The 26,330-nt window shown below is 70.2% G+C and carries 22 protein-coding genes; 11 read left to right on the forward strand and 11 right to left on the reverse strand.

Annotated elements, in window-relative coordinates; all coding sequences use genetic code 11:
• Window positions 1-186: 186 nt before the first annotated feature.
• The 4 genes from EHW97_RS12765 to EHW97_RS12780 are packed head-to-tail and all read left to right on the forward strand — an operon-like array spanning window position 187 to window position 3,477.
• On the forward strand, window positions 187-888 hold the full coding sequence (locus tag EHW97_RS12765; RefSeq protein WP_166367501.1) for a TetR/AcrR family transcriptional regulator: 702 nt from the start codon (window positions 187-189) through the stop codon (window positions 886-888).
• Window positions 881-1,825: an ABC transporter ATP-binding protein gene (locus tag EHW97_RS12770; RefSeq protein WP_124237563.1), complete on the forward strand. Its 945-nt coding sequence runs from the start codon at window positions 881-883 to the stop codon at window positions 1,823-1,825. The genes EHW97_RS12765 and EHW97_RS12770 overlap by 8 nt, the downstream gene beginning before the upstream one ends.
• Entirely contained in the window at window positions 1,822-2,778 is a 957-nt protein-coding gene (locus EHW97_RS12775; protein WP_124237564.1) for an ABC transporter permease, read from the forward strand. Before EHW97_RS12770 ends, EHW97_RS12775 begins: the two co-directional genes overlap by 4 nt.
• A 12-nt stretch (window positions 2,779-2,790) precedes the next feature.
• Complete coding sequence (locus tag EHW97_RS12780; RefSeq protein WP_124237565.1) at window positions 2,791-3,477, forward strand: hypothetical protein; 687 nt, start codon at window positions 2,791-2,793, stop codon at window positions 3,475-3,477.
• A gap of 31 nt (window positions 3,478-3,508) precedes the next feature.
• Here the strand turns inward: EHW97_RS12780 and EHW97_RS12785 are convergent, their stop codons facing one another.
• Complete coding sequence (locus EHW97_RS12785; protein ID WP_124237566.1) at window positions 3,509-3,859, reverse strand: ArsR/SmtB family transcription factor; 351 nt, start codon at window positions 3,857-3,859, stop codon at window positions 3,509-3,511.
• Window positions 3,860-3,945: 86 nt separating this feature from the next.
• Between EHW97_RS12785 and arsM the strand changes: the two genes are divergently transcribed.
• From arsM to EHW97_RS12800, 3 genes are read left to right on the forward strand one after another with little or no spacing between them, the layout of a single operon-like run.
• On the forward strand, window positions 3,946-4,722 hold the full coding sequence (gene arsM, locus EHW97_RS12790) for an arsenite methyltransferase (protein WP_124237567.1): 777 nt from the start codon (window positions 3,946-3,948) through the stop codon (window positions 4,720-4,722).
• Window positions 4,719-5,783, forward strand: a complete 1,065-nt coding sequence (arsB, locus tag EHW97_RS12795) for an ACR3 family arsenite efflux transporter (RefSeq protein ID WP_124237568.1) — start codon at window positions 4,719-4,721, stop codon at window positions 5,781-5,783. Before arsM ends, arsB begins: the two co-directional genes overlap by 4 nt.
• Window positions 5,780-6,181 (forward strand): arsenate reductase ArsC, encoded by a 402-nt coding sequence (locus EHW97_RS12800; protein ID WP_124237569.1) that lies wholly within the window; start codon window positions 5,780-5,782, stop codon window positions 6,179-6,181. Before arsB ends, EHW97_RS12800 begins: the two co-directional genes overlap by 4 nt.
• Before the next feature lie 172 nt (window positions 6,182-6,353).
• Here EHW97_RS12800 and EHW97_RS12805 read toward each other — a convergent pair whose 3' ends face one another.
• From EHW97_RS12805 to EHW97_RS12845, 9 genes are all read right to left on the reverse strand, one after another.
• Complete coding sequence (locus EHW97_RS12805) at window positions 6,354-9,140, reverse strand: hydantoinase B/oxoprolinase family protein (protein WP_124237570.1); 2,787 nt, start codon at window positions 9,138-9,140, stop codon at window positions 6,354-6,356.
• Window positions 9,137-11,230, reverse strand: a complete 2,094-nt coding sequence (locus tag EHW97_RS12810) for a hydantoinase/oxoprolinase family protein (RefSeq protein ID WP_243696443.1) — start codon at window positions 11,228-11,230, stop codon at window positions 9,137-9,139. The genes EHW97_RS12805 and EHW97_RS12810 overlap by 4 nt, the downstream gene beginning before the upstream one ends.
• 229 nt (window positions 11,231-11,459) lie before the next feature.
• Window positions 11,460-12,878: an amidase gene (locus EHW97_RS12815; RefSeq protein ID WP_124237571.1), complete on the reverse strand. Its 1,419-nt coding sequence runs from the start codon at window positions 12,876-12,878 to the stop codon at window positions 11,460-11,462.
• 12 nt (window positions 12,879-12,890) lie between these two features.
• Entirely contained in the window at window positions 12,891-13,547 is a 657-nt protein-coding gene (locus EHW97_RS12820; RefSeq protein ID WP_124237572.1) for an SRPBCC family protein, read from the reverse strand.
• Entirely contained in the window at window positions 13,544-15,949 is a 2,406-nt protein-coding gene (gene cutA / locus EHW97_RS12825; protein ID WP_124237573.1) for an aerobic carbon-monoxide dehydrogenase large subunit, read from the reverse strand. The genes EHW97_RS12820 and cutA overlap by 4 nt, the downstream gene beginning before the upstream one ends.
• Complete coding sequence (locus EHW97_RS12830; protein WP_124237574.1) at window positions 15,946-16,473, reverse strand: (2Fe-2S)-binding protein; 528 nt, start codon at window positions 16,471-16,473, stop codon at window positions 15,946-15,948. The genes cutA and EHW97_RS12830 overlap by 4 nt, the downstream gene beginning before the upstream one ends.
• On the reverse strand, window positions 16,470-17,360 hold the full coding sequence (locus EHW97_RS12835; RefSeq protein ID WP_124237575.1) for an FAD binding domain-containing protein: 891 nt from the start codon (window positions 17,358-17,360) through the stop codon (window positions 16,470-16,472). Before EHW97_RS12835 ends, EHW97_RS12830 begins: the two co-directional genes overlap by 4 nt.
• A complete protein-coding gene (locus EHW97_RS12840) occupies window positions 17,357-18,736 on the reverse strand; it encodes a uracil-xanthine permease family protein (protein ID WP_208002031.1) in 1,380 nt (459 codons plus the stop codon). Before EHW97_RS12840 ends, EHW97_RS12835 begins: the two co-directional genes overlap by 4 nt.
• A 341-nt stretch (window positions 18,737-19,077) precedes the next feature.
• A complete protein-coding gene (locus EHW97_RS12845; protein WP_124237576.1) occupies window positions 19,078-20,757 on the reverse strand; it encodes a PucR family transcriptional regulator in 1,680 nt (559 codons plus the stop codon).
• A 109-nt stretch (window positions 20,758-20,866) separates the two neighbouring features.
• Here EHW97_RS12845 and EHW97_RS12850 point away from each other — a divergent pair, with 109 nt between their 5' ends.
• From EHW97_RS12850 to EHW97_RS12860, 3 genes are read left to right on the forward strand one after another with little or no spacing between them, the layout of a single operon-like run.
• Window positions 20,867-21,676 (forward strand): oxamate carbamoyltransferase subunit AllH family protein, encoded by an 810-nt coding sequence (locus EHW97_RS12850; protein ID WP_124237577.1) that lies wholly within the window; start codon window positions 20,867-20,869, stop codon window positions 21,674-21,676.
• Window positions 21,673-23,163 (forward strand): FdrA family protein, encoded by a 1,491-nt coding sequence (locus EHW97_RS12855; RefSeq protein WP_124237578.1) that lies wholly within the window; start codon window positions 21,673-21,675, stop codon window positions 23,161-23,163. Before EHW97_RS12850 ends, EHW97_RS12855 begins: the two co-directional genes overlap by 4 nt.
• Complete coding sequence (locus EHW97_RS12860; RefSeq protein ID WP_124237579.1) at window positions 23,160-24,566, forward strand: YlbE family protein; 1,407 nt, start codon at window positions 23,160-23,162, stop codon at window positions 24,564-24,566. Before EHW97_RS12855 ends, EHW97_RS12860 begins: the two co-directional genes overlap by 4 nt.
• A gap of 89 nt (window positions 24,567-24,655) precedes the next feature.
• On the opposite strand, the gene EHW97_RS12865 is transcribed toward EHW97_RS12860, so the two are convergent.
• Complete coding sequence (locus EHW97_RS12865; protein WP_124237580.1) at window positions 24,656-25,288, reverse strand: hypothetical protein; 633 nt, start codon at window positions 25,286-25,288, stop codon at window positions 24,656-24,658.
• A gap of 42 nt (window positions 25,289-25,330) precedes the next feature.
• Here EHW97_RS12865 and EHW97_RS12870 point away from each other — a divergent pair, with 42 nt between their 5' ends.
• Entirely contained in the window at window positions 25,331-26,155 is an 825-nt protein-coding gene (locus EHW97_RS12870; protein WP_124237581.1) for an EamA family transporter, read from the forward strand.
• The last annotated feature ends 175 nt before the right edge of the window (window positions 26,156-26,330 follow it).

Genomic DNA, 26,330 nt, shown 5'->3' on the forward strand with positions numbered 1-26,330 from the left:
CAAAAGTCGGTCGCCTGGGCCGGCGCGTCCGCATCACGACATGCCCGCGATCTAGACCCCCTCGATTGAACGGAACGCCCTCGGAATTCAGGCCTCTTGCCACCCCACTTCGGGGCGCTTACCGTGAGGATCCGAGCCACTGAACGCCCGTTCAGCCCTCGATCACGACGACGAAGAAGAAGGCCAGTGGATTACCGGTACGGCGGCTCACGGCGCGGAGTCACAGCAGTCACGGCGGAGGACGTCCCGGCATCCGAACGAATCCTCCATGCTGCGATCGGACTGTACGGCGAGCACGGCTTCGACGGCGTCACGTTGAAGCAGATCGCCGAGCAGGCCGGCGTCTCGACGCCGCTCATCCTCCACCACTTCGGCTCCAAGGCCGGGCTCCGCGTCGCGTGCGATCGACACGTCGCCGAGGAGTTCCAGCGGACCAAGACGGAGTCGGTCAGACAGGCCACGCCGATACCGCGCAACCGCTTCGTCGAGTTGATGCAGCAGAACCGACACCTCGTGAAGTACCTCCTCCGCGCCTTCCTCGCGGGAGGACCCGAGATGGATGAGCTCTTCGACCGGCTCGTCGAGGACTCGCTCCGCTACATGGCCGAAGCCGAAGCGATCGGCCTGATGTACCCGAGCCGCAACCGCCGGGACCGGGCCGTGATCCTGCTGCTGTCCTCCTTCGGCATGCTCCTGCTGCACGAGCAGGTCCGACGGCAGTTCGGCGCCAGCATCATCGACGACCCGCCCGAGAATCTGCTGCCGTACGTCGCAGCCCTGATCGAGCTCTACACGCAGCCCGTCTTCAACGCCGAGCTGTACGAGCAGCTCATGAACCAGGCCACTCCCCCTTCCACCTCTGCAGAAGAACGAGGGACTCATGACTGACACCACCCCGGTCATCCACACCCGCGACCTGGTCAAGGACTTCGGTCCGGTCCGGGCTCTGGATCATCTCGATCTCGAGATCGCCCCGGGCGAGGTGCACGGCTACCTCGGTCCGAACGGCGCCGGTAAGTCCACGACGATCCGCATCCTCCTGGGTCTGCTGCGGCCGGATGCCGGCACCGTCAGCGTCTTCGGGCGCGATCCCTGGCGCGATGCGGTCGAACTGCACCGGCGCCTCGCGTATGTTCCCGGCGACGTCGAACTGTGGCCGAACCTCAGCGGCGGTGAGGTCATCGACATGTTCCTCCGACTTCGCGGCTCCTATGACCGGCGTCGACGCGACGAGCTCATCGAACGCTTCGACCTCGATCCCCGGAAGAAGACACGCACCTACTCCAAGGGAAACCGGCAGAAGGTCGCGCTGATCGCGGCTCTCGCGGCCGACGTCGACCTCCTGCTCCTGGACGAACCGACAGCCGGCCTCGACCCGCTGATGGAGGTCGTCTTCCAGGACGTCATCAGGGAGGCGAAGTCGGCGGGGCGCGCCGTCCTGCTGTCGAGCCACATCCTCGCTCAGGTCGAAGCCCTGTCGGATCGGATCTCGATCGTGCGCGCCGGACGTATCGTCGAGTCCGGTTCCCTGTCGCAACTCCGGCACGTGACCCGGACGACCATCGAGGTCCACACGACGCAGCCCGCCGACGGGCTCGCCGAGATCACCGGGGTTCACGACATGCGGGTCCACGGCGAGCGCATCGCGTTCGACGTCGACGGCGAACATGTGGACGAGGTCATGCGACAGCTGGCGCCCTTGGGCGTGACCTCGATCGTCGCGCATCCGCCGACCCTCGAGCAGCTGCTCATGCGGTATTACGGCGACTCGATCGAACGGCCTACGACGCCGGCGGTCACGGCGACCCGAGGGCCGAGCCAGTGACCGCCTCGGCGACGCTGCCGCCGGCGCACCGACTGGTGGAGACCTCGGACGCATCGGCCACGGTCGGCGCGTGGACGTTGCTGCGCTTCATGCTGCGACGCGATCGCGTGCGTTTGAGCTCCTGGGTCGTCGGCATCGGGCTCCTGACGCTCTACTTCTCACTGGCGGTTCGGACAGTCGCACGTGATGAGGCCCAGCTCGCCCAGCTCGCCGGGATGCTGTCCGATCCGGTCGGCCGGCTCATGACCGGGCCGGCGTTCGGCATGGAGCAACCGACCTACGCGCGGTTCTTCTCCGCCGGCTACGCCTTGTTCCGCTACATCTTCATCGCGTTGATGAGCGCCTTCACCGTCGTGCGGCACACCCGGGCCGAGGAGCAGAGCGGCCGAGCCGAACTGATGCGCGCGAACGTCGTCGGCCGGCATGCGACCTTGACCGCGGCCTTCCTGCTCACCGCGATCGCGAACGTCGCCATCGGCGTCCTGATGCTCGCAGCGACCCTCGCTGCCGGCTTCGCCCCGGCCGGGTCGGCACTCGTGGCGACGGCCGGCGTCGCGGTCGGCGTGTTCTTCGCCGCCGTCGCGGCGGTCACCTCGCAGCTGAGCGAGTCCTCGCGAGGCGCGTCCGCGATGGCCGGCGGGCTGCTCGCGCTGGCGTACCTGATCCGCATGGGCGGCGACATGAGCGAGGCCGGAGGAAGCACCCTGTCGTGGTTCTCCCCACTGGGCTGGGCCCAGCAGACCGCACCCTACGTGGAAGATCGGTGGTGGCCGCTGCTCCTGCTGCTCGTCCTCGCGGCAGCACTCACCGGCGCGGGGTTCTGGCTCTCGACGACGCGTGACGTGGGAGCCGGCCTTCTCGCGCCTCGGCTCGGCCGGAGCGAGGCCAAGCCCGCGCTGGGGACTCCGCTCGGGCTTGCCGCGCGGGTCTTGCGAGGAGGTCTGCGCGGCTGAGGCATCGGCCTCGTGCTCGCCGCGCTCATGTTCGGAAGCTACGCCCAGGCGCTGGTCGACGCGGCGGACGATCTCCCCGAGGAGTTCCACCAGCTGTTCCCCGGTGACGCGATGGTGCTCGGCTACCTGGCCTTCAGGGGCCTCTTCCTCGCCATCTTCGTCGCAGCGGCCGGAGTGAGCGCCCTGGGGCAGCTTCGCAGCGAGGAGCTTCGCGGTCGCGCCGAACTCGCCCTGTCGGCCCCGGTGGGCCGTACGCGCTGGCTCGCCTCGCATCTGTGTGTACTGCTCGGCGGGCTCATGGCGATCCTCCTCGCGGTCGGGATCGGGACAGCCGTCGGCGCCGTCCTCGTCCTCACGGACGGCGGCCACTACGTCGACGAGCTCATCCTCGCCAGCGTCCATCAGGCGCCCGCCGTGCTGGCGGTGGTGGGGATCACCGCCGCCCTGTTCGGGTGGTTACCGCGCGCCGCGAGCCCGGTCGGCTGGCTGATCATCGGCTATGCCGCGTTCATGTCCAACTTCGGCCAGCTGCTGGACCTGCCGAAGTTCGCCGCCGAGTTCGACGTCTTCGGCCACCTGACGCGCTACCCCGTGGAGGACGTCGCTTGGACTCCCGTCTGGGCGTTGACCGCGGTCGGTGCCGCCGGCCTCGTCCTGGGGCTCGTCGGGTGGAGTCGGCGCGAGGTGAACCGAGTCTGACGTTGATGCGGCAAAGCCGAGCGCAGCGGCGTCAGCGCGGGGTGAGCGCCTCGGCGAGGTGGTCGAGGGCCCCGGGAACGACCCGGTAGAACGCCCAGCGTCCGCGCTGTTCGCGCTCCACGAGGCCGGCGTCGCCGAGCTTCTTCATGTGGTGCGAGACGGTCGGCTGGCTCAGCCCGACCGGTTCGGTCAGGTCGCAGATGCAGGCCTCACTGCCTTCAGCGGCAGCGATCAGTGACAGCAGCCGGACGCGCGTCGGGTCGCCGAGCGCCTTGAACATCGCCGCCAAGCGCACTGCCTCCTCCTCCGTCAACGACGGCGCGAGCACGGGAGCGCAGCACACGGACGACGAGTCGTCGAGGAGCGGCAGGTCGGCCTTCATGCCGACCATCCTGCCACACAGATTGACAAACGTCGATATATCGAAGAAGGTCGATGCATCGACAACCATCGATCGAAGGGGCCACGATGAACGCGGACGATGTCAAGGAACTGGTGCGGCAGCGATACGCGGCGGCGGCCGTGCGAGTCGCGGGCGGCGCGCCCAACGAGCACGTGCTCGACGCGACTGAGGACTCCTCGTGCTGCGGCGGCACCGATGTCCAGGTCGACGCCCGCTTCGGCGCCGGTCTCTACTCCGCGGACGAGGCGAGCACCCTCCCAGCCGAAGCGGTCGCCGCAAGCCTCGGCTGCGGCAATCCGCACGCGGTAGCGGCACTCAACCCCGGCGAGCGTGTCCTCGACCTCGGCTCCGGCGGCGGCATCGACGTCCTGCTTTCGGCCCGTCGCGTCGGCCCCACCGGCTTCGCCTACGGCGTGGACATGACCGACGAGATGCTCGATCTCGCCCGCACCAACGCGGACAAGGCCGGGGCGACGAACGTGGAGTTCCTCAAAGGCTCGATCGAGGACGTCCCCCTGCCCGACGCCTCGGTCGACGTCGTCATCTCCAACTGCGTCGTCAACCTGTCGACGGACAAGCCCGCGGTGCTCCGCGAGATGTACCGCGTCCTGGTTCCCGGCGGCCGCATCGGCATCTCCGACGTCGTGGCCGAGGACCATCTCAGCCCCGAGGAACGCGCCGCTCGAGGCTCGTATGCGGGATGCATCGCGGGTGCGCTCAGCCGCGCTGAGTACCTCACCGGGCTCGCGGCCGTAGGCTTCACCGACGTGGAGGTCGAATTCACGCACGAGGCGGTGCCGCAGATGCACGGCGCCATCATCCGGGCGGTCAAGTCCGCATGAGCGCAGCGCACACCGAGACGATCACGGCACGGCTCGGGACCGTCGACCGCTTCCTGCCCGTGTGGATCGGCGCGGCGATGGTGCTCGGGCTGCTGCTGGGCCGCACCGTCCCCGGCCTCGACGACGCACTCAGTGCGGTGGAGATCGGCTCGGTGAGCCTGCCGATCGCGATCGGTCTGCTGGTGATGATGTATCCCGTCCTCGCGAAGGTGCGCTACGACCGCATGGGCGTGGTGCTGGGCGATCGACGGATGATCGTGCTGTCGCTCGCGCTGAACTGGCTCGTCGGGCCGGCGCTGATGTTCGCCCTCGCGTGGTCGCTGCTGCCCGACCTCCCCGAGTACCGCACCGGCCTCATCATCGTGGGGCTCGCGCGGTGCATCGCGATGGTGCTGATCTGGAACGACCTCGCCTGCGGTGACCGCGAAGCCGCCGCGGTACTGGTGGCGGTCAACAGCGTGTTCCAGCTCGTCGCCTTCGCCGCCCTCGGGTGGTTCTATCTCCAGGTCCTCCCCTCCTGGCTCGGGCTGCCCACCACGTCGGCCGAGTTCAGCGTGGGTGCGATCAGCCTGAGCGTGCTCGTGTTCCTGGGAGTGCCCTTGGCCGCCGGGTTCGCCACTCGGGTTCTCGGGGAACGCCGCCGGGGACGTGAGTGGTACGAGGAGCGCTTCCTTCCTCGGGTCAGCCCGCTCGCGCTCTGGGGTCTGCTGATCACGATCGTGCTGCTGTTCGCGCTGCAGGGCGACGCGATCACCCGCTCGCCGTGGGACGTCGCCCGGATCGCGCTCCCGCTCCTCGGGTACTTCCTCGGCATGTTCGCCCTCGCGTGGGGTGCGGCGCGGTTCGTGGGCCTCGGTTACGCCCGCACCGCCACCGTCGCGTTCACCGCCGCCGGCAACAACTTCGAGCTGGCGATCGCGGTCGCCATCGGCACGTTCGGCGCCACCTCCGGACAGGCTCTGGCCGGCGTCGTCGGCCCGCTCATCGAGGTCCCCGTGCTCGTGGCGCTCGTCTACGTCGCTCTCGCGCGCCGTCCCCGATCCGAGGAGAAGGTCTCATGACCCGTCCGACCGTGCTGTTCGTGTGCGTGCACAACGCCGGCCGCTCTCAGATGGCCGCGGGCTACCTCACCGCGCTCGCCGGCGACCGGGTGGACGTACGCTCGGCCGGGTCGATGCCCGGCAACCAGCTCAACCCGGTCGCCGTCGCCGCGATGGCCGAGGAAGGCATCGACATCAGCGCCGCACAGCCCCGTCTACTCGACGACGCGTCGGTGCAGGAAGCCGACGTCGTCATCACGATGGGCTGTGGTGACGCGTGCCCGTACTACCCGGGCAAGCGCTACGAGGACTGGGAGCTGGACGACCCCGCCGGTCAGCCGATCGAGCCGGTCCGCGGCATTCGTGACGACATCCGGCGCCGGGTCGAGACGCTCATCGCCGAGATCGCACCGGAGTAGGCCGCTCCCGCGCTCGTCCGGCCGCCGAGTGGTGCACATGTGTTCGCGAGTGGTGCAGTGTCGCGACGATCGCGTTCGTTCGGTCGCGACATTGCACCACTCGCGGCTGCCCGGCGGCTGCGCCGTGCGGCGGGCGGGCGGACCGGGCGGGGTCACGTGCGCCCGCGGCGGTTCAGCCGAGTTCGGCGCGGAGGGTGGTGTCGAGGTCGTGGGCCGGGCGGCCGAGGAGCTCGCGCAGCGGCAGGGGGCCGCACGGCAGTCCGTGCTTGTCGTAATAGTCGAACATCCCGAGCAGCCACGTGCGCTCGCGTTCGCCCAAGCCGGCGCCCGGACCGGCGGCCCAGTCGCTCGCGGCGATCTGCGCCAGGCGGACAGGACGTCCGAGCACCCGCTCGGCGGCGGCCGCCAGGTCGCGGACCGACACCGACGTCGGTCCGCCGAGCTCGTAGGTCGCGCCGACGTGTGACGGATCGAGCAGCGTGATCGCAGCGGCCTCGCCGACGTCGTTGAGGTCGACCAGACCGAACGGCCGATCGAGGTCGTACACCGCCTCGACGGCAGGCTCCTCCGCGCGCAGACCCGCCAGGAAGTTCTGCACGTACGCGCACGGCTGCAGGATCGTCCAGTCCAGGCCGCTGCGGCGGACGAGGTCCTCGCTCACCGCCTTGCCGACGTGATGCGGCATCGCCGGCGCGTACGGGGCGCAGACCGAATGATAGACCACCCGGCCCACGCCCGCTGCGCGTGCGGCGTCGAGCAGCGAGGTGACGAGCGCGGGCTCGTCCTCGGCCATGTTCGGCGCCATGAGATACATCGCCTGGCAGCCCTGCAGCGCGGCGACCGGATCGGCCATCTCGGACCGACCGACCGGCCGCACGGCGACCCCCCGGGTGCCGAGGGCCGCGGCGACGGCGTGCCCCGTCTTGCCGCGACCCCCGACGACCGCCACCTCGGCGACGGTCATCCCGTGCTGGGTGTTCGCCCAGTCGACCTCGGCGGCGAGGTGTCCACCGCTGAGCGCGGCGTAGCCCGGCCCGCGGTCGAAGAACGGCTCCTCAGGACGCTCGGCCCGGATGCGCTCGCGCTCGCGCTTCGTGGCCTCCGCGTCGTAGCCGAGATCGTCCGTGGCGACGCTGCCGGTCAGGACGACGCCGTAGTCCTCGAGCGCCTTCTCCTCCGAGACCTTGTCCCACAGGACGTCGCGGACGACCATCTCGGGGTCGCGGTCCAGCGGGTCGCCCCAGCCGCCACCGCCGGTGGTGCGGATGCGGATGGTCTCCCCGGCCTTGATCGGCTCGGCGTCCGCGAGCGCGTCGATTTCACGCTCCTCGGGCGTGCCCGGGTTGACGACGACCTGGAACGGCGCGCCGGCCTTGCCGCCCTTGACGCCCCAGCACGCGAGGATCGAACGGTCCGCGATGGACATGAAGTTCGCGTCCTTGAGCATGCGGATGTGCTTCTCGTAGCCGAGACCGCCGCGGAACTGCCCGGCACCGCCGGAGTCCTTGGCCAGGCCGAGCTTCTCCACGATGAACGGGAAGCGCGACTCGGTGAACTCGGTCGGCAGGTTCCGCGAGTCCGGGACGACGTGGATCGTGTCCTCGCCGTCGGCGTAGTACCGGCCACCGGCGCCGCCGCCGAGCACCTCACGCATGAGGTACGGACGGCCTTCCATGTCCTCGCCGTACACACCCGTGTAGCGGATCGTCTCCTGGTCGGCCGGCATCCGGCCGTCGACCGCCTTGGCGATGACGCCGGCCAGCACGCCGAGCAGACGCAGGATGACGAAGGTGCGCGCGTTCGTCGGCGCCGGGAACTCCGGCGTCAGCAGCGTGCCCTTGGGCGGGAACCGCATCTCGATGAGCGGCACGATGCCCTCGTTGACGTCGAGCTCGGCCATCCGCTCGGGCGTGTCCGCGAGGTTGCGCAGGATCGGCGCGAGCCACTTCTTGAGGAAGACGCCGTCGGAGTAGTCGCCGCAGTGGTTGATCGGCCCCTTGGCCTGCGGCGACGTGCCCGCGAAGTCGAGGATGAGGCGCTCACCCTCGGGGTCGTCCTCCGGCGTGCGGGTCAGCGTGATGCGCTGCGTGTGCAGCTTGGGGTCCTCGACACCGTCGTGCTCGGCGTAGTCCTCCCACACCCAGGTGCCGACGGGGATCTTCGACAGGATCTCGCGGCGGTAGGTGCGCGTGGTGTTGTCGATGATCGCGTCGAAGGCCGACTCCACGGCGTCACGGCCGTAGCGGTCGAACAGCTCGCCGAGTCGCTGCGCACCCATGAGGCAGGCCGAGCACTCGGCGTCGAGGTCGGCCGCGAGCGCCTCGGGCGTCCGCGAGTTGCGGGTCATGATGCGCAGCGCCGAGCGCACCGGCACACCGGCATCCCACAGCTTGATCGGCGGGACGGCCAGGCCCTCCTCGTACACCGAGGTGGCGTTGCTGGGCATCGAGCCCGGCACGGCACCGCCGATGTCGTCGTGGTGACCGAAGGCCTGCACGAAGGCGACGACCTCCTGCTTGCCGGTCTCGGGGTTCAGGTGGAACACCGGGACGGTCACGCACAGGTCCGGGAGGTGGCCGATGCCGCCCTCGGACTCGTAGACGTCGTTGTGGAAGAACACGTCGCCGGGCACCATCTCCTCGAGCGGGAAGTCCCGCGCGATCGGGTGCACGAGGGCGCTGTAGGAGCGCCCGGTGAGCTTGCGCAGCTTGCGGTCGTGGATGCCCGCGCGGAAGTCGTGGGCGTCGCGGATCATGGGCGAGCGCGAGGTGCGTGCGATCGCCGTCTCGACCTCCATCTCGACGGCCGCGAGGCTGCCCTGGACGATCTCGACGAGGACCGGGTCCGCACTGGCCCCGCCGTCCGCGGTGAGGGTGCCGAACGGGAACTGGGTCGGTGCACGCCTCGACGCGGTGGCACCTGCGTCCACGGAGCTCTGCTCAGTGCTGAGGGACGTCATGAATCGGCTCCTTCACGGGTCACGATGATGTTGCGGTAGGCGTCGACGCGAGCGACGAAGCCCGGGTGGAGCGGCACGGTGGAGCCGAACTCCTCGATGATCGCCGGGCCGGCCACCTGCGCGCCCGGCGCGAGGTCGGGGCGCCAGTAGACCGGGGTGTCGACGTAGCCGGCGGCCGGCTCGAAGCACACCGCCCGGCGCGAGGCCTCGACGACCTCGGGGTTCTCCTGGACCTCCTCGGACCGCACCTCGGGGCGCTTGATCGGGCCGATGCCCGAGACGCGGAGGTTGACCCACTCGACCTGCTGCTCGTCGTTGCCGCGGAAGTCGTACCCGTAGAGCGCGCGGTGCTCGTCGTGGAAGCGCTCCGCGACGGCCTCGGCGGCCGCCTCGTCGAACGGGCCGTCGTCGACCGACACCCGCACCTCGAAGGCCTGACCGAAGTAGCGCAGGTCGGCGGTGCGGACGAACTGGTGGTCCTCGGGCGCGAAGCCTTCGAGCTCCAGCGCCGCGGCCGCACGCTCGGTGAGCTCGTCGAAGAGCTTGCCGGTGCCGACGATGTCGAGCTTCTCGTGGAGGCTGACCTGGGTCTGCACGTAGTCGTTCTTGACGTCGACGGTGAGCAGGCCGAACGCCGACAGGTTGCCCGGGTTGAGCGGGACGACGACGGTGCCGATGTCGAGGATGTCCATCAGGCGGCACAGCAGCAGCGAACCGGAACCACCGAACGTCGTGAGGGCGAAGTCGCGGACGTCGAGACCGCGCTTCACGGTGACCTGGCGCAGCGCGTTGGCCTGGTTCCAGGCGGAGATCTCGAGCACGCCCACGGCGCACTCCTCCAGGCTCATGCCGAGCTTGCCCGACAGCTCCTCGAGCGCGGTGCGGGCGCCGTCCACATCGAGCGGGATCTCACCACCGAGCAGGTGGGGCGGGATCCGCCCGAGCACGACGTGCGCGTCGGTGATCGTGACGTCCGTGCCGCCCTTGGCGTAGCAGACCGGTCCCGGATCGGCACCGGCCGAATGCGGACCGACCTTGAGGGTGCCTTCGGCGGACAGCCACGCGATGGAGCCACCGCCGGCACCGACCGTGACGACGTCGATCATCGGGATCTTGCTCGGGTAGACGCCGACCGAACCCTCGGTGGTGAGGGTGGGCTCGCCGTCGATCACGACCGAGACGTCGGTCGAGGTGCCGCCGCCGTCGCAGGTCAGGATGCGGTCGAAGCCGGCGATCTTGCCGATCAGCGCGGCACCGAGCGCACCGGCCGCGGGGCCGGAGAGCACGGTGGTGATGGGCTGGTGCACGACCTCGTCGGCGCTCAGCACACCGCCGTTGGACTTCATGACGTAGAAGGGGACGGAGCCCTCCTCGGCCGTGAACTCGTCGAGGCGGCGCTTGATGTTGTTGATGTAACGCGAGAGCTTGGGCTTGACCGCGGCGTCGACGAGCGTCGTCATCGAGCGCTCGTACTCGCGGTACTCGCGCAGAACCTCCGACGAGACCGAGACGACGGCCTCCGGGTGCTCCTCGGCGACGATCTCGCGAAGGCGCTCCTCGTGCGCGGGGTTGGCGTAGGCGTGCAGGAGGCAGATGCCGAGGGTCGTGATGCCCTGGTCACGGAACCAGCGCGCGACCTTGCGGGCGCCCTCCTCGTCGAACGGCCGGATCTCGACGCCGTTGTGATCGATGCGGCCGGCCACGCCCTTGACGAGGTCACGGGGGACGATGCGGTCGGGCTTGACCCAGAAGTAGGAGTTGCCGTAGCCGTCGGGGACGGACTGGCGGGCGATCTCGAGGACGGACTCGTAGCCCTCGTTGGTGATGAAGCCGAGCCGGTCGACCTTGCCCTCGAGGAGCTGGTTGGTGGCGACGGTCGTGCCGTGGCTGATCGCGCTCAGCGCGCTGCCGTCCTCGCCGAGGATGTCGAGAACCTTGGCGACACCGGCCAGGAAGCCCTCGGCGGGATCGCTGGGCGTCGACGGCGTCTTGGTGGTCACCATCGTTCCCGACGCCTCGTCGAACGCCACCACGTCGGTGAACGTCCCTCCGGTGTCGATGCCGATCCTGATATGGCTGTCGTTGGGCACCTGCGGACCTCCTGTTGTCGTTGCCGTCACATTCCATCGCGTCCCGAGGCGCGATTCCACGTCAACTCCTGACGAGGAAGGCCCCCTTTGTTGTCACTTCATGCCGAGAAGGGAGCCCTCGGTATTCACACCGAAGGCGGTGAGTAGGCGTCCATTCCGGGCCGCGGAATGGACGCATACTCACCGCCCAGTGCGGAGAACGGACGTTTACTCACCGCCCGTCCCCTGGTCAGAGGCTCGGTCGTCGCTGACCGGCCTGCGTCAGCGCTTCGATCGCGCGGCCGATCGCGAGGAGTCGGCGCTCGGTGTTCGGGGCCGTGACGATCTGGATGCCGACGGGCCACCCTTCCTGCGTGAATCCGGCCGGCACCGAGAGCGCGGGGCACCCGGTGACCGTGATGAAGTACGCCGAACGCATCCAGTCCAGGTAGGTCTCCTGAGGCTGGCCGTTGATGTCCGCCGGGTACTCCTGATCGGCGCTGAACGGCGGCACCTGGCTGACCGGCAGCACGAGCGCGTCGACGTGCTCGAAGAACTGCCGCATCCGTTCCGCCAACGCGGTCCGCTGACGGTAGGCGCGTGCCACGTCGTGGCCGGTGAGGTTCTCCCCGGCGCGGATGTTGTCGGCGAGTGACGCCTTGAAACCGTCCGGATGCTCCGCGAGCATCGCCCCGTAGCTGGCCTGGAAGTGCCACGCCCGCAGCGTGCGGAACGTGTCCTCGGCCTCGGCGAGCTGGGGCGCTTCATCGACGACCGTGGCACCGGCACCCTCGAGCACGGCCCGCTGCGCGCCGACGATCCCGGCCACCTGATGGTCCACCTGGAAGGCGCCGTTCAGGTCGATCGAGAGGGCGATGCGCAGCCCGTGCAGCGAGAGGTCCTCCACGTCGGCGAAGACCGAGCCGGGCGTCTCCTGGCCCAGCGGATTACGCGAGGTCGGTCCGGCCTGCACCGAGAGCAGCAGGGCGAGGTCCTCGACGTTCCGTGCCATCGGGCCCTGGACCGAGGTGGTCTCCCACGTGTTGGGGTTGGGCCACTGAGGCACCCGCCCGAACGAGGGGCGCAGCCCGACGACGTTGCAGAACGAGGCCGGGTTGCGCAGGGAACCGCCCATGTCGCTGCCGTCGGCGAGGGGCACCATGCCGCTCGCCAGCGCGGCCGCCGCTCCCCCGCTGGACCCGCCGGCCGAACGCGAGGGGTCGTAGGGGTTCACGGTCGTCCCGAAGATCGGGTTGAACGTGTGCGATCCGGCCGCGAACTCGGGCACGTTGGTCTTGCCGATCGTGATCGCGCCGGCCTTGCGCACGCGCTCGACGACGAGTTCGTCCCGTTCGGGCACATGGTCCGCCCGCAACGGCGAGCCCGAGGTGCTGCGCCAGCCGCCGACCTCGTGCGTGTCCTTGAACGCGAACGGCAGACCGTGCAGCGGCCCGACGTCCTCGCCGCGGGCGAGCCGCTCGTCGGCCTCGGCCGCCTCGCTCAGTGCCCGGTCCGGGTCGAGGCTGACGACGGCGTTGATGGTGCCGTTCGTCTGCTCGACCCGGTCCAGGTGCAGCTGGACGAGTTCGCGAGCGGAGATCTCCTTGGCCCGGACGGCGTCGCGCATGGCGCGGGCCGTCGAGTAGGGGCCGATCTCGTGCTGCGTCATGAAGACCCCGGCTCAGCGACGCCGCGCCGCGACGGCACCGGCGAGCACGCCGAGCAGCGCGACGGCCGCACCGACCACGACGCCCTTGAGGAAGGACTCCGAGTCGCCCGGAGCCGCGACCGGCGCCGTGACGACGCCCTGCGGCTGCGTGGCCGCACCCGCAGCGGCGGCAGCGGCGACGGTCTCCTCCGTCGGTGCGGCAGCGGCACCGGGCGCGGCGACCGGAGTCTGACCGGTCAGCACCTTGTTGACCGAACCGAAGAACTCCGCGGCCATGCGCTTGCTGACCGAGGTGAGCATGCGCTGACCGACACCGCCGATCATCCCGCCGACGACAGCGTCGGCGTCGTAGCTGATCTGGGTGCTGCCGTCGGGGTTGGGCTCGAAGCGCACGGCGACGTCGACCGAGATGGTGCCGGGCGCGCCCGACCCCTCGGCGTGCATCATGAGCGACTCGTGCGGCTTGAGATCCGAGAGGCGCACCGCGCCCTTGTACGTGCCCTTGATCGACGCCACACCAGCGGTGATGACCGCGGAGTACGAGTTCTCACCGGTCTCCTCGAGCCGCTCGCATCCGGGAATCGTCTGCACGAGGACCTCGGGCGACAACAGGGACTCCCAGACCTTCTCGACTCCCGCTTCGAGCCGTGCGGTTCCGGATACCTTCATGACGCCGTCCTTTCGTGGGAAGTGGTGCTGCTGTGGGCGAGCCGCAGAGCGTACAGCTCGGAGGGAGAAATCGGCATGGCCGTGATCGGGATGCCCTCGGCGTCCTCGATCGCCGCGGCGAACACCGCCGACGACGGAATGACGCCCGCCTCTCCGGCACCCTTGATCCCGAGCGGGTTCAGCGGGGACGGAGTCTCCAGGTGGTCGATCTCGATGCTCTCGGGCACCTCGGTGACGTAGGGCATGAGGAAGTCCATGAACGAGGCGTTCTGGAGCTGCCCGGTCTCGTCGTAGGCCATGCGCTCGTACAGCGCACCGCCGACGCCCTGGGCCACGCCGCCGTGCACCTGCCCCTCGACGATGCGGGGGTTGATGAGCGTGCCGCAGTCGTGGACGACCGCGTACTTGAGGATGCGGATCTCGGCCGTCTCCGGGTCGGTCTCGACGATGACGGCATGGATGCCGCTCGCGAAGGTCGACCGGGGCGGCGAGTAGTAGTCCTTGCCCTCGAGTCCGGGCTCGTCGTCCTCGGCCACCGGCGGCTTGCTCGGGTCGCCGACGGCGAACTGCGTGGCCGCGCGCGACGCCTCGTCGAAGGCGTACCGCAGCGGGTTGGAGAGCACGGCGAGGGTGCCGAGCGCGATCTGGCTGTCCGGCGCGCCCTTGACGCGAACGATGCCGTCGACGATCTCGAGGTCGTCGACGTCGGCCTCGAGCGCGTCGGCGGCGAGCCGGAGCGCCTTGGCGCGGGCGTTGCGAGCGGCCAGCGCGATCGCCGAACCGCTCATGACCGCCGCGCGGGACGCGAACGTGCCGACCGAGTACGGCGAACGACGCGTGTCGCCGGTGACGACCTCGACGTCCTCGAACCGGACGCCGAGTTCGTCGGCGACGATCTGCGCGAACGCGGTCTGGTGCCCCTGGCCCTGGGTGGTCAGACCCGTCGACACCTTGACCTTGCCGCTCGTCTCGATGTGCACGTGGCCGCCCTCGTACGGGCCGACCCCGGTGCCTTCGACGTAGCAGGCGATGCCGATGCCGACCTTACGGCCTTCCTTGCGCGCCTCGTCGCGGAACTTCTCGAACGACGGCCAGTCCACGAGGTCGCGGGCCTTGCGCATCATCTCCGGGTAGTTGCCGGAGTCGTAGATCAGCGGGCGGCCGTCCTGGAACGTCAGCTCGCCGTGCGCGTAGGGGAAGTCGTCGGGCTGGATGAAGTTGTTCTCGCGCACGACCGTGCGGTCCATGCCGAGCTCGGCGGCGATGGCGTCCATCGTCCGCTCCATCGCGTACACGCCCTGCGGCCGGCCGGCGCCCCGGTACGGCGTGACGATGACCGTGTTCGTGTACAGGCTCTCGAAGACCACCTTGTAGTTCGGCAGCTTGTACGGACCGAGCAGCTGCGTCGACGTGATGATCGGGACGATGAGGCCGTACGGGGTGTAGGCGCCGTTGTCGTGCCAGAACTTGACCGACATGCCGAGCACGCGGCCCTCGTCGTCGAAGCCGACCTCGATGTGCTGCTGCTGGCCGCGCTCGTGCGCCGAGGAGATGAAGTGCTCGCGGCGGTCCTCGGTGAACTTGACCGGACGGCGCAGCGCCTTCGCGGCCATCGGGACCAGCAGTTCCTCGGGCCAGGGGTGGACGATCTTGACGCCGAAGCCGCCGCCCACGTCGGGCGTGACGACGTCGACCTGGCCGAGGTCGAGACCGAGCTTGGTGGCGACGGCGGCACGGACGCCGGTGGAGGTCTGGGTGGAGGTCCAGACGCTCATGCGGTTGAGGTCCTCGTCCCAGCGGGCGACGGTGCCGCGGCCCTCCATCGGCATGCAGGCGCTGCGCTCGACGGTGAGGTCGAGGCTCAGCCGGTGCGGGGCGGAGGCGATCGCGGCCTCGGCGTCACCGAACGACTGCTCCATGACCGCGGCGACGTTGCCCGGCACGTCCTCGTGCACCAGGTGCTCGGCGGCCCGGGCGGCGTCGATGCCCACGACGGGTGGCAGGAAGTCGTACTCGACCTCGATGCGGCTGACGGCGTCCTCGGCCAGGTAGCGGTTGTCGGCGACGACGACGGCGATCGCCTCGCCGACGTAGTTGACCTCGTCCTTGGCCAGGGCGTACTGGGTGCGCCCGTGCGTCAGCGCCGGGTGCGGGATCAGCAGCGGCAGGGGCTCGGCCATCGGCCCCTCGAGGTCCTCGTAGGTGTAGACGGCGTGGACGCCGGGGACGTCGAGGACCGCGTCGACGTCGATCGAGCGGATGCGGGCGTGCGCGTGCGGGCTGCGGAGCACCGCCATCTCGAGCGCGCCGGGCATGAGGTCGTCGGCGTAGCGGCCCTTGCCGGTGACGAGGCGGTCGTCCTCGACGCGGGCGACGGGCTCGCCCATCAGCTTCGTGGTCACTGTCCGGCCCCCTCTCCGGTCGGGTTCTCGCGCTTGAGCTCAGCGGCGCGCCGCACCGACTTGACGATGTTCTGGTAGCCCGTGCAGCGGCAGAGGTTGCCCGAGATCATGTCCCGCGCCTCCTCCGGCGTCGGATCGGGGTTCTCCTCCAGACCGGCCTCGATCGTGGTGATGAAGCCGGGGGTGCAGAAACCGCACTGCAGGCCGTGGCAGTCCTTGAACGCCTGCTGGACGGGGCCGAGGCTGCCGTCGGGACGGGTCATCCCCTCGACGGTGGTCAGCTCGTACTCCTGGGCGGCGATCGCGAACATGAGGCACGCCCGGGTGGGCTGCCCGTCGACCAGGATCGTGCAGGCACCGCAGACGCCGTGCTCGCAGCCGACGTGCGTGCCGGTGAGGCCGAGGTCGTGCCGCAGCGCGTCGCTCAGCAGCCGGCGCGGCGGGACGTCGACCTCGTGGGTGACGCCGTTGACGCGCAAGCGGATGGTCTCGGTCTGCTCGGCGGTCGATCCTGGGGTGGTCATGCGGTCACCTCCGCGTTCGCGCGAGCGCCGGCGTCGGCGTGGGCCGCGGCGACGACTCGGGTGGTCAGGGTGCGGGCGAGTTGCGCCCGGTACTCGGCGCTGGCGTGGATGTCCGCCTCGGGCTCGAGATGGGTCAGCGCGAGTTCGGCGGCGTCCTTCAGCCCCTGCTCGGTGAGCTCGCCGTCGGGGAAGCAGCCGGTCAGGTCGACGACCGCGGGCGTCTCGCTGACCGAGACGTACCCGGCGCGGACGTGCTCGATGGCGCCGTCGGCGTCGAGACCGACGATCGCGCCCACACCGCACAGGGCGTAGTCGCCGTGGCGCCGGGCGATCTCGTCGAAGGCGACGCCGTGCCGGGCCGGCAGGGCGGGGACGAACGCCTCGACGGCGATCTCCCCGGCCTGCAGGCTCGTCTCCAAGGGACCGATGAACAGGTCCTCGGCGGTGATCTCCCGGCGGCCCTCGACGGACGCGACGGTGAGAGTGCCACCCAACAGCGACATGATCATCGGCATCTCGCCCGACGCGTCCGCGTGGACGATCGAGCCGACCGTGGTCCCTCGATTGCGGATGGTGGCGTGCGCGACGTGGCTCAGTGCTGCGTGGAGCAACGGCTGGACCTCGCGCGCTTCGGCGTGCGCGTGCAACTGCGCGTGGCGCACGATGGCGCCGAACCTCACCCCCTGACCTCGCTCGACGTGGATGTGGGACAGCTCCTCGATCCCGTTGATGTCGATGAGCTCCGGCACGCTGGTCAGGCGCATCGACATCAGGGGGATGAGGCTCTGGCCCCCGGCGAGCACCTTGGCCTCAGGTGCCGCGGCGTACGCCGCGAGCGCCTGAGTCAAGGTCGTCGGTCGTTGGTAGGTGAAGGCTGCGGGTTTCACGTGTACGTCGGATCCGTCTTCTCGGGGTTGGAGTTGGTCGTCTTGTCCGCACGGTTGACCAGGTGGTACAGGATCACCAGCAGGACCGAGCCGAAGCCGATGCCGCTGAGCACGAAGCTGTCGGTGATCCGCAGGGTGACGTCGCCGATACCGATGATCAGGCCGACCGCGAGCGGGACGATGTTGCCGGGCTTGGTGAAGTCGACGTTGTTGTCGACCCAGATCTTCGCGCCGATGAGGCCGATCATGCCGTAGAGCACGACCGTCACACCGCCGAGCACACCGCCGGGGATCGCGTTGACGATGACACCGAACTTGGGGCAGAGACCCAGGATGATGGCGAAGATCGCGGCGACGTAGTACGCGGCGGTGGAGTAGATCCGGGTGGCCGACATGACGCCGATGTTCTCGGCGTACGTCGTCGTGGGCGAACCACCGAAGGAGCTGGCGATCGCCGTGGCGAGGCCGTCGGCACCGAGGGCGCGTCCCATGTACGGGTCGAGATCCTTGCCGGTCAGGTCGGCGATGCTGCGGACGTGACCCGTGTTCTCGGCGATCAGTGCGATGACGCCCGGCAGGACGAGCAGGGTGAACGTCAGCGAGAAGCTCGGGCCGTGGACGACCGAGACACCATCGGCGAGCGTGCCGGACGGGAGCCCGAACCACGCCGCATCGCTGACACCGGAGAGGTCGACGCGGTCGCGCACGACCTCCTCGCCGTTGACGATGGCGGTGACCGGTCCGGCCGTCAGGTCCAGGATCCACGAGAGCGCGAAGCCGAACAGCAGGCTCAGGAAGACCGCGACGCGCGCCCAGAAGCCGGGGAACAGCACGGCACCGAGGACGAGGAACACCGCGGTGGCCAGGCCGACCCACTGATCCTGCGGCCAGTAGACGCCGGCCACGACCGGGGCCAGGTTGAAGCCGATCAGCATGACCACGGCGCCGGTGACCGCGGGCGGCAGCACGGCGCGCAGGGCGCGGGTGCCGGCGAAGTGGACGAGGACGCCCACCAGCATCAGCACGATGCCCGCGGTGAGGATCGCACCCGTGACGTCGGCGGAATCGCCGCCCTGGCTACGGATCGCTGCGACGGCGCCGACGAAGGCAGCCGACGTGCCCAGGTAGCTCGGCACCCAGTTCTTGACGATGACCAGGAACAGGATCGTGCACAGACCCGAGAACAGGATCGCCAGGTTCGGGTCGAGACCCATGACGACGGGGAACACGAACGTCGCACCGAACATCGCGACGACGTGCTGTGCGCCGATACCGATGGTGCGACCCCAGCTCAACCGCTCCCGGGGACCGACCGCCTCTCCTGGTGGTGGTGTCTTCCCCCCGTGGACGACTTGCCAGTTGAACATGCTCGACATGCGGACTCCTCAATGTCCGTCGGGACCTCGTGGCCCGACTGTAGTGCTGAGCGTCACACAGCCTCATTAGCGACATCTCACAAACAAGTAACGAATCCGTTATCGAGTGTTCTGGGCGCGGTCCTCGCCGGTTGTGCTACCGATCACGTTCGCCCCTGTCCCGCCAAGGAAAACCGCCCCGCCGAGCCCCACTCGCCCCGCCCGCAGCGCGTGGCTGGAGGATTACCAGGTTCAGTAGTTTTCTTGTCACTCCTCCAGGTGAACTCTCCCGGAGGAGTGACAGAACACCCGGAGAGGTGAAGAAAACCTCCATAACCTGGTAATCCTCACCGCGCCGCGCGTCAGCGCTGGATCTCGCGGACCTGGAGGGCGACGGCGAGGTTGAGTCGGAGGTTGGCGTCGGTCGTGAACGGGCCGAGCAGCTGCTCGAGCTTGCCGATCCGGTACCGCATCGTGTTGTAGTGCACGAACTGCAGGCGCGAGGCCTCGGCGACGTTGAGGTTGGTGTCGAGCAGCACCCGCAGCGTCTCGCGCAGTTCGGCGGCGTCCGGCGTGTCCTGCGCGAGTTCACCCAGGACGTCCTCGGCGAAGGCGGACAGCTCGCTGCGGTCCGGGATGAGGCCGATGAGCCGGTGCACGCCGAGATCGTCGAAGTGGAAGGTGCTGCTGCCGCCGCTGAACCGCCGGCCGACCTCGGTCGCACGCCGGGCCTGCTGGTAGGCCACCGGAAGCTCGTCGAGACTCGTCACCAACCGGCTCGCGCCCACCGAGAACGGCCGCCGACCGCCACCCTTGTCACCGGCGACGGACTTGACGATGCGGGCGACGAGATCGCGCAGGCCGGCCGCGGCGCGCTCGGGGTCGTCGCGCATCCCCTCAGGTGCCGATAACACCGTCACCACGGCCTCGGAGAAGTCGGCCATCGGCACGTGGGGCGCGAACGAGCCGACCACCTGCGTCCACGCGGCGAAGAACCGCTCCTGCCAGGACCGCCGCACGCGGGCGGGCACGCGAGCTTGATCCGGGGACGGCGGATCGAGCTCCGCGGTGACGACGATGGCGGGGAATTCCAGCCGCCAGTCCAGCGTCTTGGCGTGCTCGATCACGTGCTCGGGGTCTCCCCCGCGCCCGTCGAGCACCTCCCGCAGGAAGTCCCCGCGGTAGCGGCTCTCGACGGCGTTCAGCGCCTGCTGCTGGGTGATGAGCAACGCCGCGACGGTCGAGGCGCGCTGCAGCGCGTTGAGGTCGTCCTTGGAGATCGCGCGGTGCGGGTCGTACGCGACGAGCCGGGCGAGGTCGCTGCTGCCGGCGACGACGGGCTGCACCAGCACCTGCCCCTCCCCGATGTCCATGGGCTGCAGACGCGGACGCTCGATTCGGAAGCGGCCCGTCGGGTCGAACAGGTCGGCCTCCTCGAGTGCCACCCGCATGTCGTCGGTCAGCGCACCCGCCTTCTCGCGACCGTCGATCGAGGTGACGAGGATGCCGACGCCGAGCACGTCGGCGATCCGGCTGGCGATCTCCTGCAGTCCGGCGCCCTCGAGCACGAGCCCCTCGAGCGCCGCGTGCAGCGCGTCGGTGCGCTGCAGCACGTCGGCTTGGACGTCGGTCAGCCGGATGTGCACCTCCTCCAGCAGGTCGTCGAAGGCCGTCTCGGCCGAGAGTCCGAGGATCGGGAAGCCCAGCTCGTCGGCGAGATGCAGCACCGGCGCGGGGACCTCTTCGAGGAAGCGGCCCACTTTGATGCCGAGTCCGGCGACGTCGAGCTCGTCGAGGCGACGGACCAGCTCCACGAACTCGCTGTGGCCCGGGTCGCCGTCCACGTCCAGGCCCATGAGGGGGTAGCCGCTGGTCACGAGCAGCGCGTGCGGGCGCACCCATTCGACGATGTCGGGCACTTCCATGACGTTGAGCCGCGTGACGACGCGGTCGAGGCCTTTGCTGCCGGCCAGCACCGTCGTGTTGCGCAGGGTGTCGACCTTGAGCACGTCCCGCAGGGGGACTCGATAGCTATGTCTCATCAAGATCTGGACAACTCCCCGTCGATCCTTGGCAACATCTGACGTCGGCTCAGCGTAGCAGCGCCGATTAGGGTCCGAATGACGACAAATCTCGACCCGTGGAGATCCGATGGCCGCCCGTACCGCTGTGCTCGCAGCGGCTTCGCCCTGGGTGCGCGACCGATTCGCCGAGCCGGCGCGCGACGGCGTGGTCCTCCACGGCGGCGCGCAGGCGGTCTACGTGCGCGTCGACGACACCGTGCTCGCGGTCGTCGCCCGCGGCGGCGTGCAGGTGCCGTGCGGCGCCCACACCACCCTGGCCTCGCTCACCGGCCTCGACGGCAGTGGAGGTCTCCCGGCGGCCGGCGCGCCCGTGCGGCTCGGTGACGGCACCCTGTCCATCGGCAAGGCCGACGTACGCGTGGCCCGGCTCGTCGACGCCAGCGCTCCCCGCTTCGACGCCACCGAGGCCGCCGAGATGCTCGCTCGTCTTCGTACCGTGCCCCTCGACCCGGCCGTGGTCGGCGAACTCCCCGCCGATGCGCTCGACCGGTTGCGCGACGGCGACCAGACCGCCCTCGACGACCTCCTCGGCCTCGGCAGCGGCCTGACCCCGCTCGGGGACGACGTCACGTGCGGCTGGCTCGCCACGATGGTCGCGGCGGCGCAGCCGGCTGCCGCGCCCGTGCGCGACCGCGTGCTGGAGATCGCGACCGCGCGGACCACCGCTCTCTCGGCCACCCTGCTGCTCCGGGCGACCGAGGGCGACGTCCTGCCGGACTTCGCCCGGGTCCTCCGCCAGCTGCGGCGCCCCACGTCCCCCGAAGAGCCCGCGGCCTCGGTCGCGGCGCTCGCCCGTATCGGTCACACCTCGGGGACGGGCCTGCTGCTCGGCCTCACGCTTGCTCTCGATCATCTCGTCTCAAGGAGTTGCCCATGACGACATCCACCGACCACGTCGCGCTGCGGCCCGGTGCCTACGCCGACTCCGTCGCGCTGCTGCAGGTCAGCAAGGACGTGGCCGCCGTCGACGGTGTGCTGGCCGCGCAGGTCGCGATGGCCACCGAGCTCAATCGCGAGGTCATCGCGCAGATGGGCTTCGAGCTGCCGGACACGACGCCGAACGACATGATCGTCGCGATCCGCCTCGAAGACCCGTCGCGTCTCGACGCCGCCCTCGCTGCCGTCGACGCGGCCCTCGCGGCGGCCTCGCGCCGCAGCGACGGTGAAGCGTCGGTCGAGGATCCGCCCCGCACGATCGGCCGTGCGCTCGAACGCGGCGACGCGGGGCTCGCGCTCGTCTCGGTCCCGGGACAGTACGCCGCCGTGGAGGCGATGGACGCCCTCGACGCCGGCCGCGACGTCATGATCTTCAGCGACAACGTGCCCGTCGAGCAGGAGGTGGCGCTCAAGCGCGTCGCCGCCGAGCGCGATCTCCTCGTGATGGGGCCCGACTGCGGCACGGCCATGGTCGACGGCATCGGCCTCGGCTTCGCCAACACCGTCCAGCCCGGTCCGGTCGGCATCGTCGCCGCCTCGGGCACCGGCTGCCAGCAGCTCATGTGCCTGCTGGACCAGGCGGGCGTCGGCATGACCGCCGCGCTCGGCGTCGGCGGACGCGACCTCAGCGTCGACGTCGCCGCGCTCTCCACCAAGCAGGCCATGAAGCGGCTCGACGCCGACGAGGCCACCGAGCTCATCGTCGTCGTGTCGAAGCCCCCGGCGGAGGAGGTGGCCGCCGACCTGCGCGCGTTCGCCGAGCAGCTGTCGACGCCCGTGCACTTCGCACTCCTCGGCAAGGGACAGCCCGATCTCACCGCTGCGGCCGAGGGTGTGCTCGCGGCGCTCGGCCGCGAGGTGCCCGAGTGGCCGCGCTGGGGCGAACCGGCGGCGACCCCGACCGCGGGCCAGCTGCGCGGACTGTTCGCCGGCGGAACGCTGTGCGACGAGGCGATGCTGCTGACGCAGGACCGCCTCGGACCGGTGTGGAGCAACATCCCGCTCGACCCGGCGTACGCGCTCGGCTCCGACCTGCAGGCCGACGGACCGCTGATGATCGACTTCGGCGACGACGGCATGACCAGCGGCCGCGCCCACCCGATGATCGACCCCTCGCTGCGCCTGGACTACCTCGCCCGCACCTCGCGGGACGCGTCGACGTCCGTGATCCTCATGGACGTGGTGCTCGGTCACGGCGCCGACGCCGACCCCGCGGCCACGGCGGCCCCGGCGATCCGCGACGCGATCGCGGCCGCCCGGAAGGCCGGACGCGACCTGGCAGTCGTCGTCGCGTGCGTCGGTACGCAGGGCGACCCGCAGCAGCTCGACCGGCAGGCGGCCGCGCTCGCGGACGCCGGCGCCGAAGTGTTCTTGTCCAACGCCCAGGCCACGCGCCGGGCACTCTCGCTGATGGGAGCGGCAGCATGACTTCCACGCACACCCCCGCCGACGGCGTCGTCGCGAGCGGCGTCAGCATCTTCGCCGACGCGCTCGACGCTCAGGCCGTCCCGGTCTCCCGGGTGGACTGGCGTCCCCCGATGGAGGGCACCGCGGACGACCTCGCCACCGTGGCCACCGACCCCTTGCGCGTCGACGCCAACCGCCGTGCCGCCGAGGCGATGATGGCCGTGCAGGCGATGATCGTCGACGTCGCCCCGGCCAGCGAGGTCCTCGGCCTCGAGAAGGGCCAGTTCCTCCACGCCGGCCCGCCGCTGGCCTGGGAGAACGCGTCCGGCCCGATGCGCGGCGCCCTCATGGGAGCGGCTGCCCTCGAAGCACTCGTCGACGATCCGGAGGACGCCGAGGCGCTGTTCGCGTCCGGCCAGTCGGTGAGCCTCGAGCCGTGCCATCACCGCAGCGCGGTCGGTCCGATGGCCGGTGTCGTCTCGCCGTCGATGTGGATGTGGGTACTCGAGGACCCGACCGACGGACGCCGCACCTACTGCTCACTCAACGAGGGTCTCGGCAAGGTGCTGCGGTACGGCGCCTACGGACCCGAGGTGCTCGAGCGGCTGCGGTGGATGTCCGACGTGCTCGGTCCGTTGCTGTCGAAGGCCGTCCGCGGCAGCGAGCCGGTCAACGCGACCAGCATCCTCGGCCAGATGCTGCAGATGGGCGACGAGGCGCACAACCGCAACCGCGCCGGCACGCTGATGCTCATGCGCGACCTCGCGCCCGCGATGGTCAACTCGGGCGCGGACGCGGCCGACATCGCCAAGGTCTTCGAGTTCATGGGCGGCAACGACCACTTCTTCCTCAACGTCGCGATGCCGGCGTGCAAGCTCGCGCTCGACGCCGCGCGCGGCATCGAGGGATCGACGATGGTCGTGGCGATGGCGCGTAACGGCACGGAGTTCGGCATCCAGACCGCCGGCACCGGCGACGAGTGGTTCACCGGACCGGCGCAGATCGCCGACGGCCTGTACCTCGGCGGTTACGGGCCCGACGACGCCAACCCCGACATCGGCGACTCGGCGATCACCGAGACGGCGGGCATCGGCGGATTCGCGATGGCCACCGCCCCGGCGATCGTGCGGTTCGTCGGCGGCTCCGTCCCGGACGCGCTGGCGACGACCCGCCGGATGCGCGAGATCACACTCGCGGAGAACGATCGCTGGCCGATCCCGGTGCTCGACTTCATGGGGACGCCGACGGGCATCGACGTGACCAAGGTGTGCCGCACGGGCGTGCTGCCGCAGATCAACACCGGCATGGCCGGTCGCGTCGCGGGCACGGGTCAGGTCGGCGCCGGCCTGGTCACCCCTCCCGCGGAGATCTTCCCGAAGGCGCTCGCCGCCCTCGCTGCACGGACCCGCGCTCGCCAGTCCTGAGGTCACCAAGGCCCCAGATTTGCGCCCAGTCCGTCAACCCCGGCCCCGGCCGGTTGACGGATGTGGCGCAAATCTGGGGCCTTCGTGCGTCAGTTGGCGAGTGCCGCGATGCCGAGCAGGAGGAAGGCGACGAACGCGATCGGGACGAGCCAGGCCGCGGCCAGGGTGAACGCGACCGTGGTGCCGACGCGCGGCGGGAAGAAGTAGCGGGCCCGAGGTAGATCGCCGACGCTGTCGATCCAACGACCGCTGAGGCCGACGGTGTTCCACACGCCGCGCAACCGGTTGAACACGCGCGGGCCGCTCCCACCGCCCGAGGTGATCTGCAGGAGCGCGCCGCGGGCATCGTCCACCTTGCCGCTCATGCTCACGGCGATGCCGAGCTCGGTCGCGAGCTTGTCCGGATCCTCGACGGCTTGGAGGATGCGCCAGCGCCGTACACCGAATGTCGCGGAGACGACGGCCATGACCAGTGCGATCACGAGCGCCGCCCACCGAACGCCGCCGTCCTCGAGCAGACCGATCAACGCGACCGCGGCGATGAACGGCAACGGCACGACGAGCAGTGCCAGACTCGGCCACCGCAGCAGGCGCACGGCCATCGTCAGCACCTGCGAGGCACGGCGGGCCGCGTCGGCGGTCTGCCCGTCGATGCGAGACGCGAAGTCGTCCACCGCACGGTTGGCACGAGCACGGATTCCTGGCTTGCGACGATTGCGCATGCCCTCAGCCTAATGAGCGGCCCCAGGCACTAAGGTGCGTCCGTGGCCGTCGTCCTGTCCCTCGTCTCCGCGCTCGCCTACGGCGTCTCGGACTTCCTCGGCGGCATCACCGCCAAGCGGGCGACGGCCTGGCAGGTCGCGGTCATCGGACAGAGCACGGCGGTCGTGCTGATGACACTCGTCGCGCTCATCGCCGGAGGCTCACCGAGCTCGCACGACCTGGGAATGGCTGCCGCGGCGGGCGTCGGCAGCGGGCTCGGATGCGCCTTCCTCTACCGCGGGCTCGCCGGCGCGCGGATGGGAGTCGTCGCGCCGATCTCCGCGGTGGGGACCGCGTTGCTGCCGGTGATCGTCGGCGTCACGCTCGGCGACCGCCCGCATGTGCTCGCGACGATCGGCATCATCCTGGCCTTCCCGGCGATCGTGCTGATCTCCCGCACCAACGACGCCGACGACGCTCACCGCAGCGGCGTCGTCGACGGGCTCCTCGCCGGGCTCGGGTTCGGTGTGCTGTTCAGCTTCGTCGCGCAGGTCGACGACGCGGCCGGCATGTGGCACTTCCCGCTCATGTATCTCGTCTCGACGCTGACCGTGCTGGTGACGGCGATCTCGCTGCGCCAGGTGTGGCGACCGAGCCGGGACGCGCTGCCCGCCCTGGTGATGGGACCGATCAGCGTGGTCGCGGTGGTGGCGTTCTACCTCGGAACGCGGCACGGGCTGCTGTCGATCGTCGCGGTGATCTCGTCGCTGTATCCGGCGGCCACGGTGCTGCTCGCCGCGCTGCTCCTCAAGGAGCGGATTCAGCCCTGGCAGGCGGTCGGACTCGCCTGCGCCACCGCCGCCGTCACCCTGGTCGCGCTCGGCTGAGCGGGCGGACCGGCCGGTCGGCGCGGGCGGGCTTCCGAGCTCACTCGACCGGCCCCGCTCCTCGCCGAGTGGCGCAAAGTGATCACCGAGCGGCGCAGAATGGGGGCGGAATCGCCGGATTCTCCCCCACCTTGCGCCACTCGCGGAACCGGGCGCGGAGCGCACGGCGGGTCGC

This window comes from Aeromicrobium camelliae, assembly GCF_003850045.1.
Lineage (GTDB): Bacteria > Actinomycetota > Actinomycetes > Propionibacteriales > Nocardioidaceae > Aeromicrobium > Aeromicrobium camelliae.

Coding starts and splice junctions, on each gene's coding strand:
- arsB (WP_124237568.1), top strand. CDS start 4,719: ATGAGCGCAGCGCACACCGAGACGATCACGGCACGGCTCGGGACCGTC.
- EHW97_RS12830 (WP_124237574.1), bottom strand. CDS start 16,473: ATGACCACCCCAGGATCGACCGCCGAGCAGACCGAGACCATCCGCTTG.
- EHW97_RS12845 (WP_124237576.1), bottom strand. CDS start 20,757: ATGAGACATAGCTATCGAGTCCCCCTGCGGGACGTGCTCAAGGTCGAC.
- EHW97_RS12815 (WP_124237571.1), bottom strand. CDS start 12,878: ATGACGCAGCACGAGATCGGCCCCTACTCGACGGCCCGCGCCATGCGC.
- EHW97_RS12840 (WP_208002031.1), bottom strand. CDS start 18,736: ATGTCGAGCATGTTCAACTGGCAAGTCGTCCACGGGGGGAAGACACCA.
- EHW97_RS12855 (WP_124237578.1), top strand. CDS start 21,673: ATGACGACATCCACCGACCACGTCGCGCTGCGGCCCGGTGCCTACGCC.
- arsM (WP_124237567.1), top strand. CDS start 3,946: ATGAACGCGGACGATGTCAAGGAACTGGTGCGGCAGCGATACGCGGCG.
- EHW97_RS12770 (WP_124237563.1), top strand. CDS start 881: ATGACTGACACCACCCCGGTCATCCACACCCGCGACCTGGTCAAGGAC.
- EHW97_RS12800 (WP_124237569.1), top strand. CDS start 5,780: ATGACCCGTCCGACCGTGCTGTTCGTGTGCGTGCACAACGCCGGCCGC.
- EHW97_RS12805 (WP_124237570.1), bottom strand. CDS start 9,140: ATGACGTCCCTCAGCACTGAGCAGAGCTCCGTGGACGCAGGTGCCACC.
- EHW97_RS12785 (WP_124237566.1), bottom strand. CDS start 3,859: ATGAAGGCCGACCTGCCGCTCCTCGACGACTCGTCGTCCGTGTGCTGC.
- EHW97_RS12820 (WP_124237572.1), bottom strand. CDS start 13,547: ATGAAGGTATCCGGAACCGCACGGCTCGAAGCGGGAGTCGAGAAGGTC.
- EHW97_RS12850 (WP_124237577.1), top strand. CDS start 20,867: ATGGCCGCCCGTACCGCTGTGCTCGCAGCGGCTTCGCCCTGGGTGCGC.
- EHW97_RS12865 (WP_124237580.1), bottom strand. CDS start 25,288: ATGCGCAATCGTCGCAAGCCAGGAATCCGTGCTCGTGCCAACCGTGCG.
- EHW97_RS12860 (WP_124237579.1), top strand. CDS start 23,160: ATGACTTCCACGCACACCCCCGCCGACGGCGTCGTCGCGAGCGGCGTC.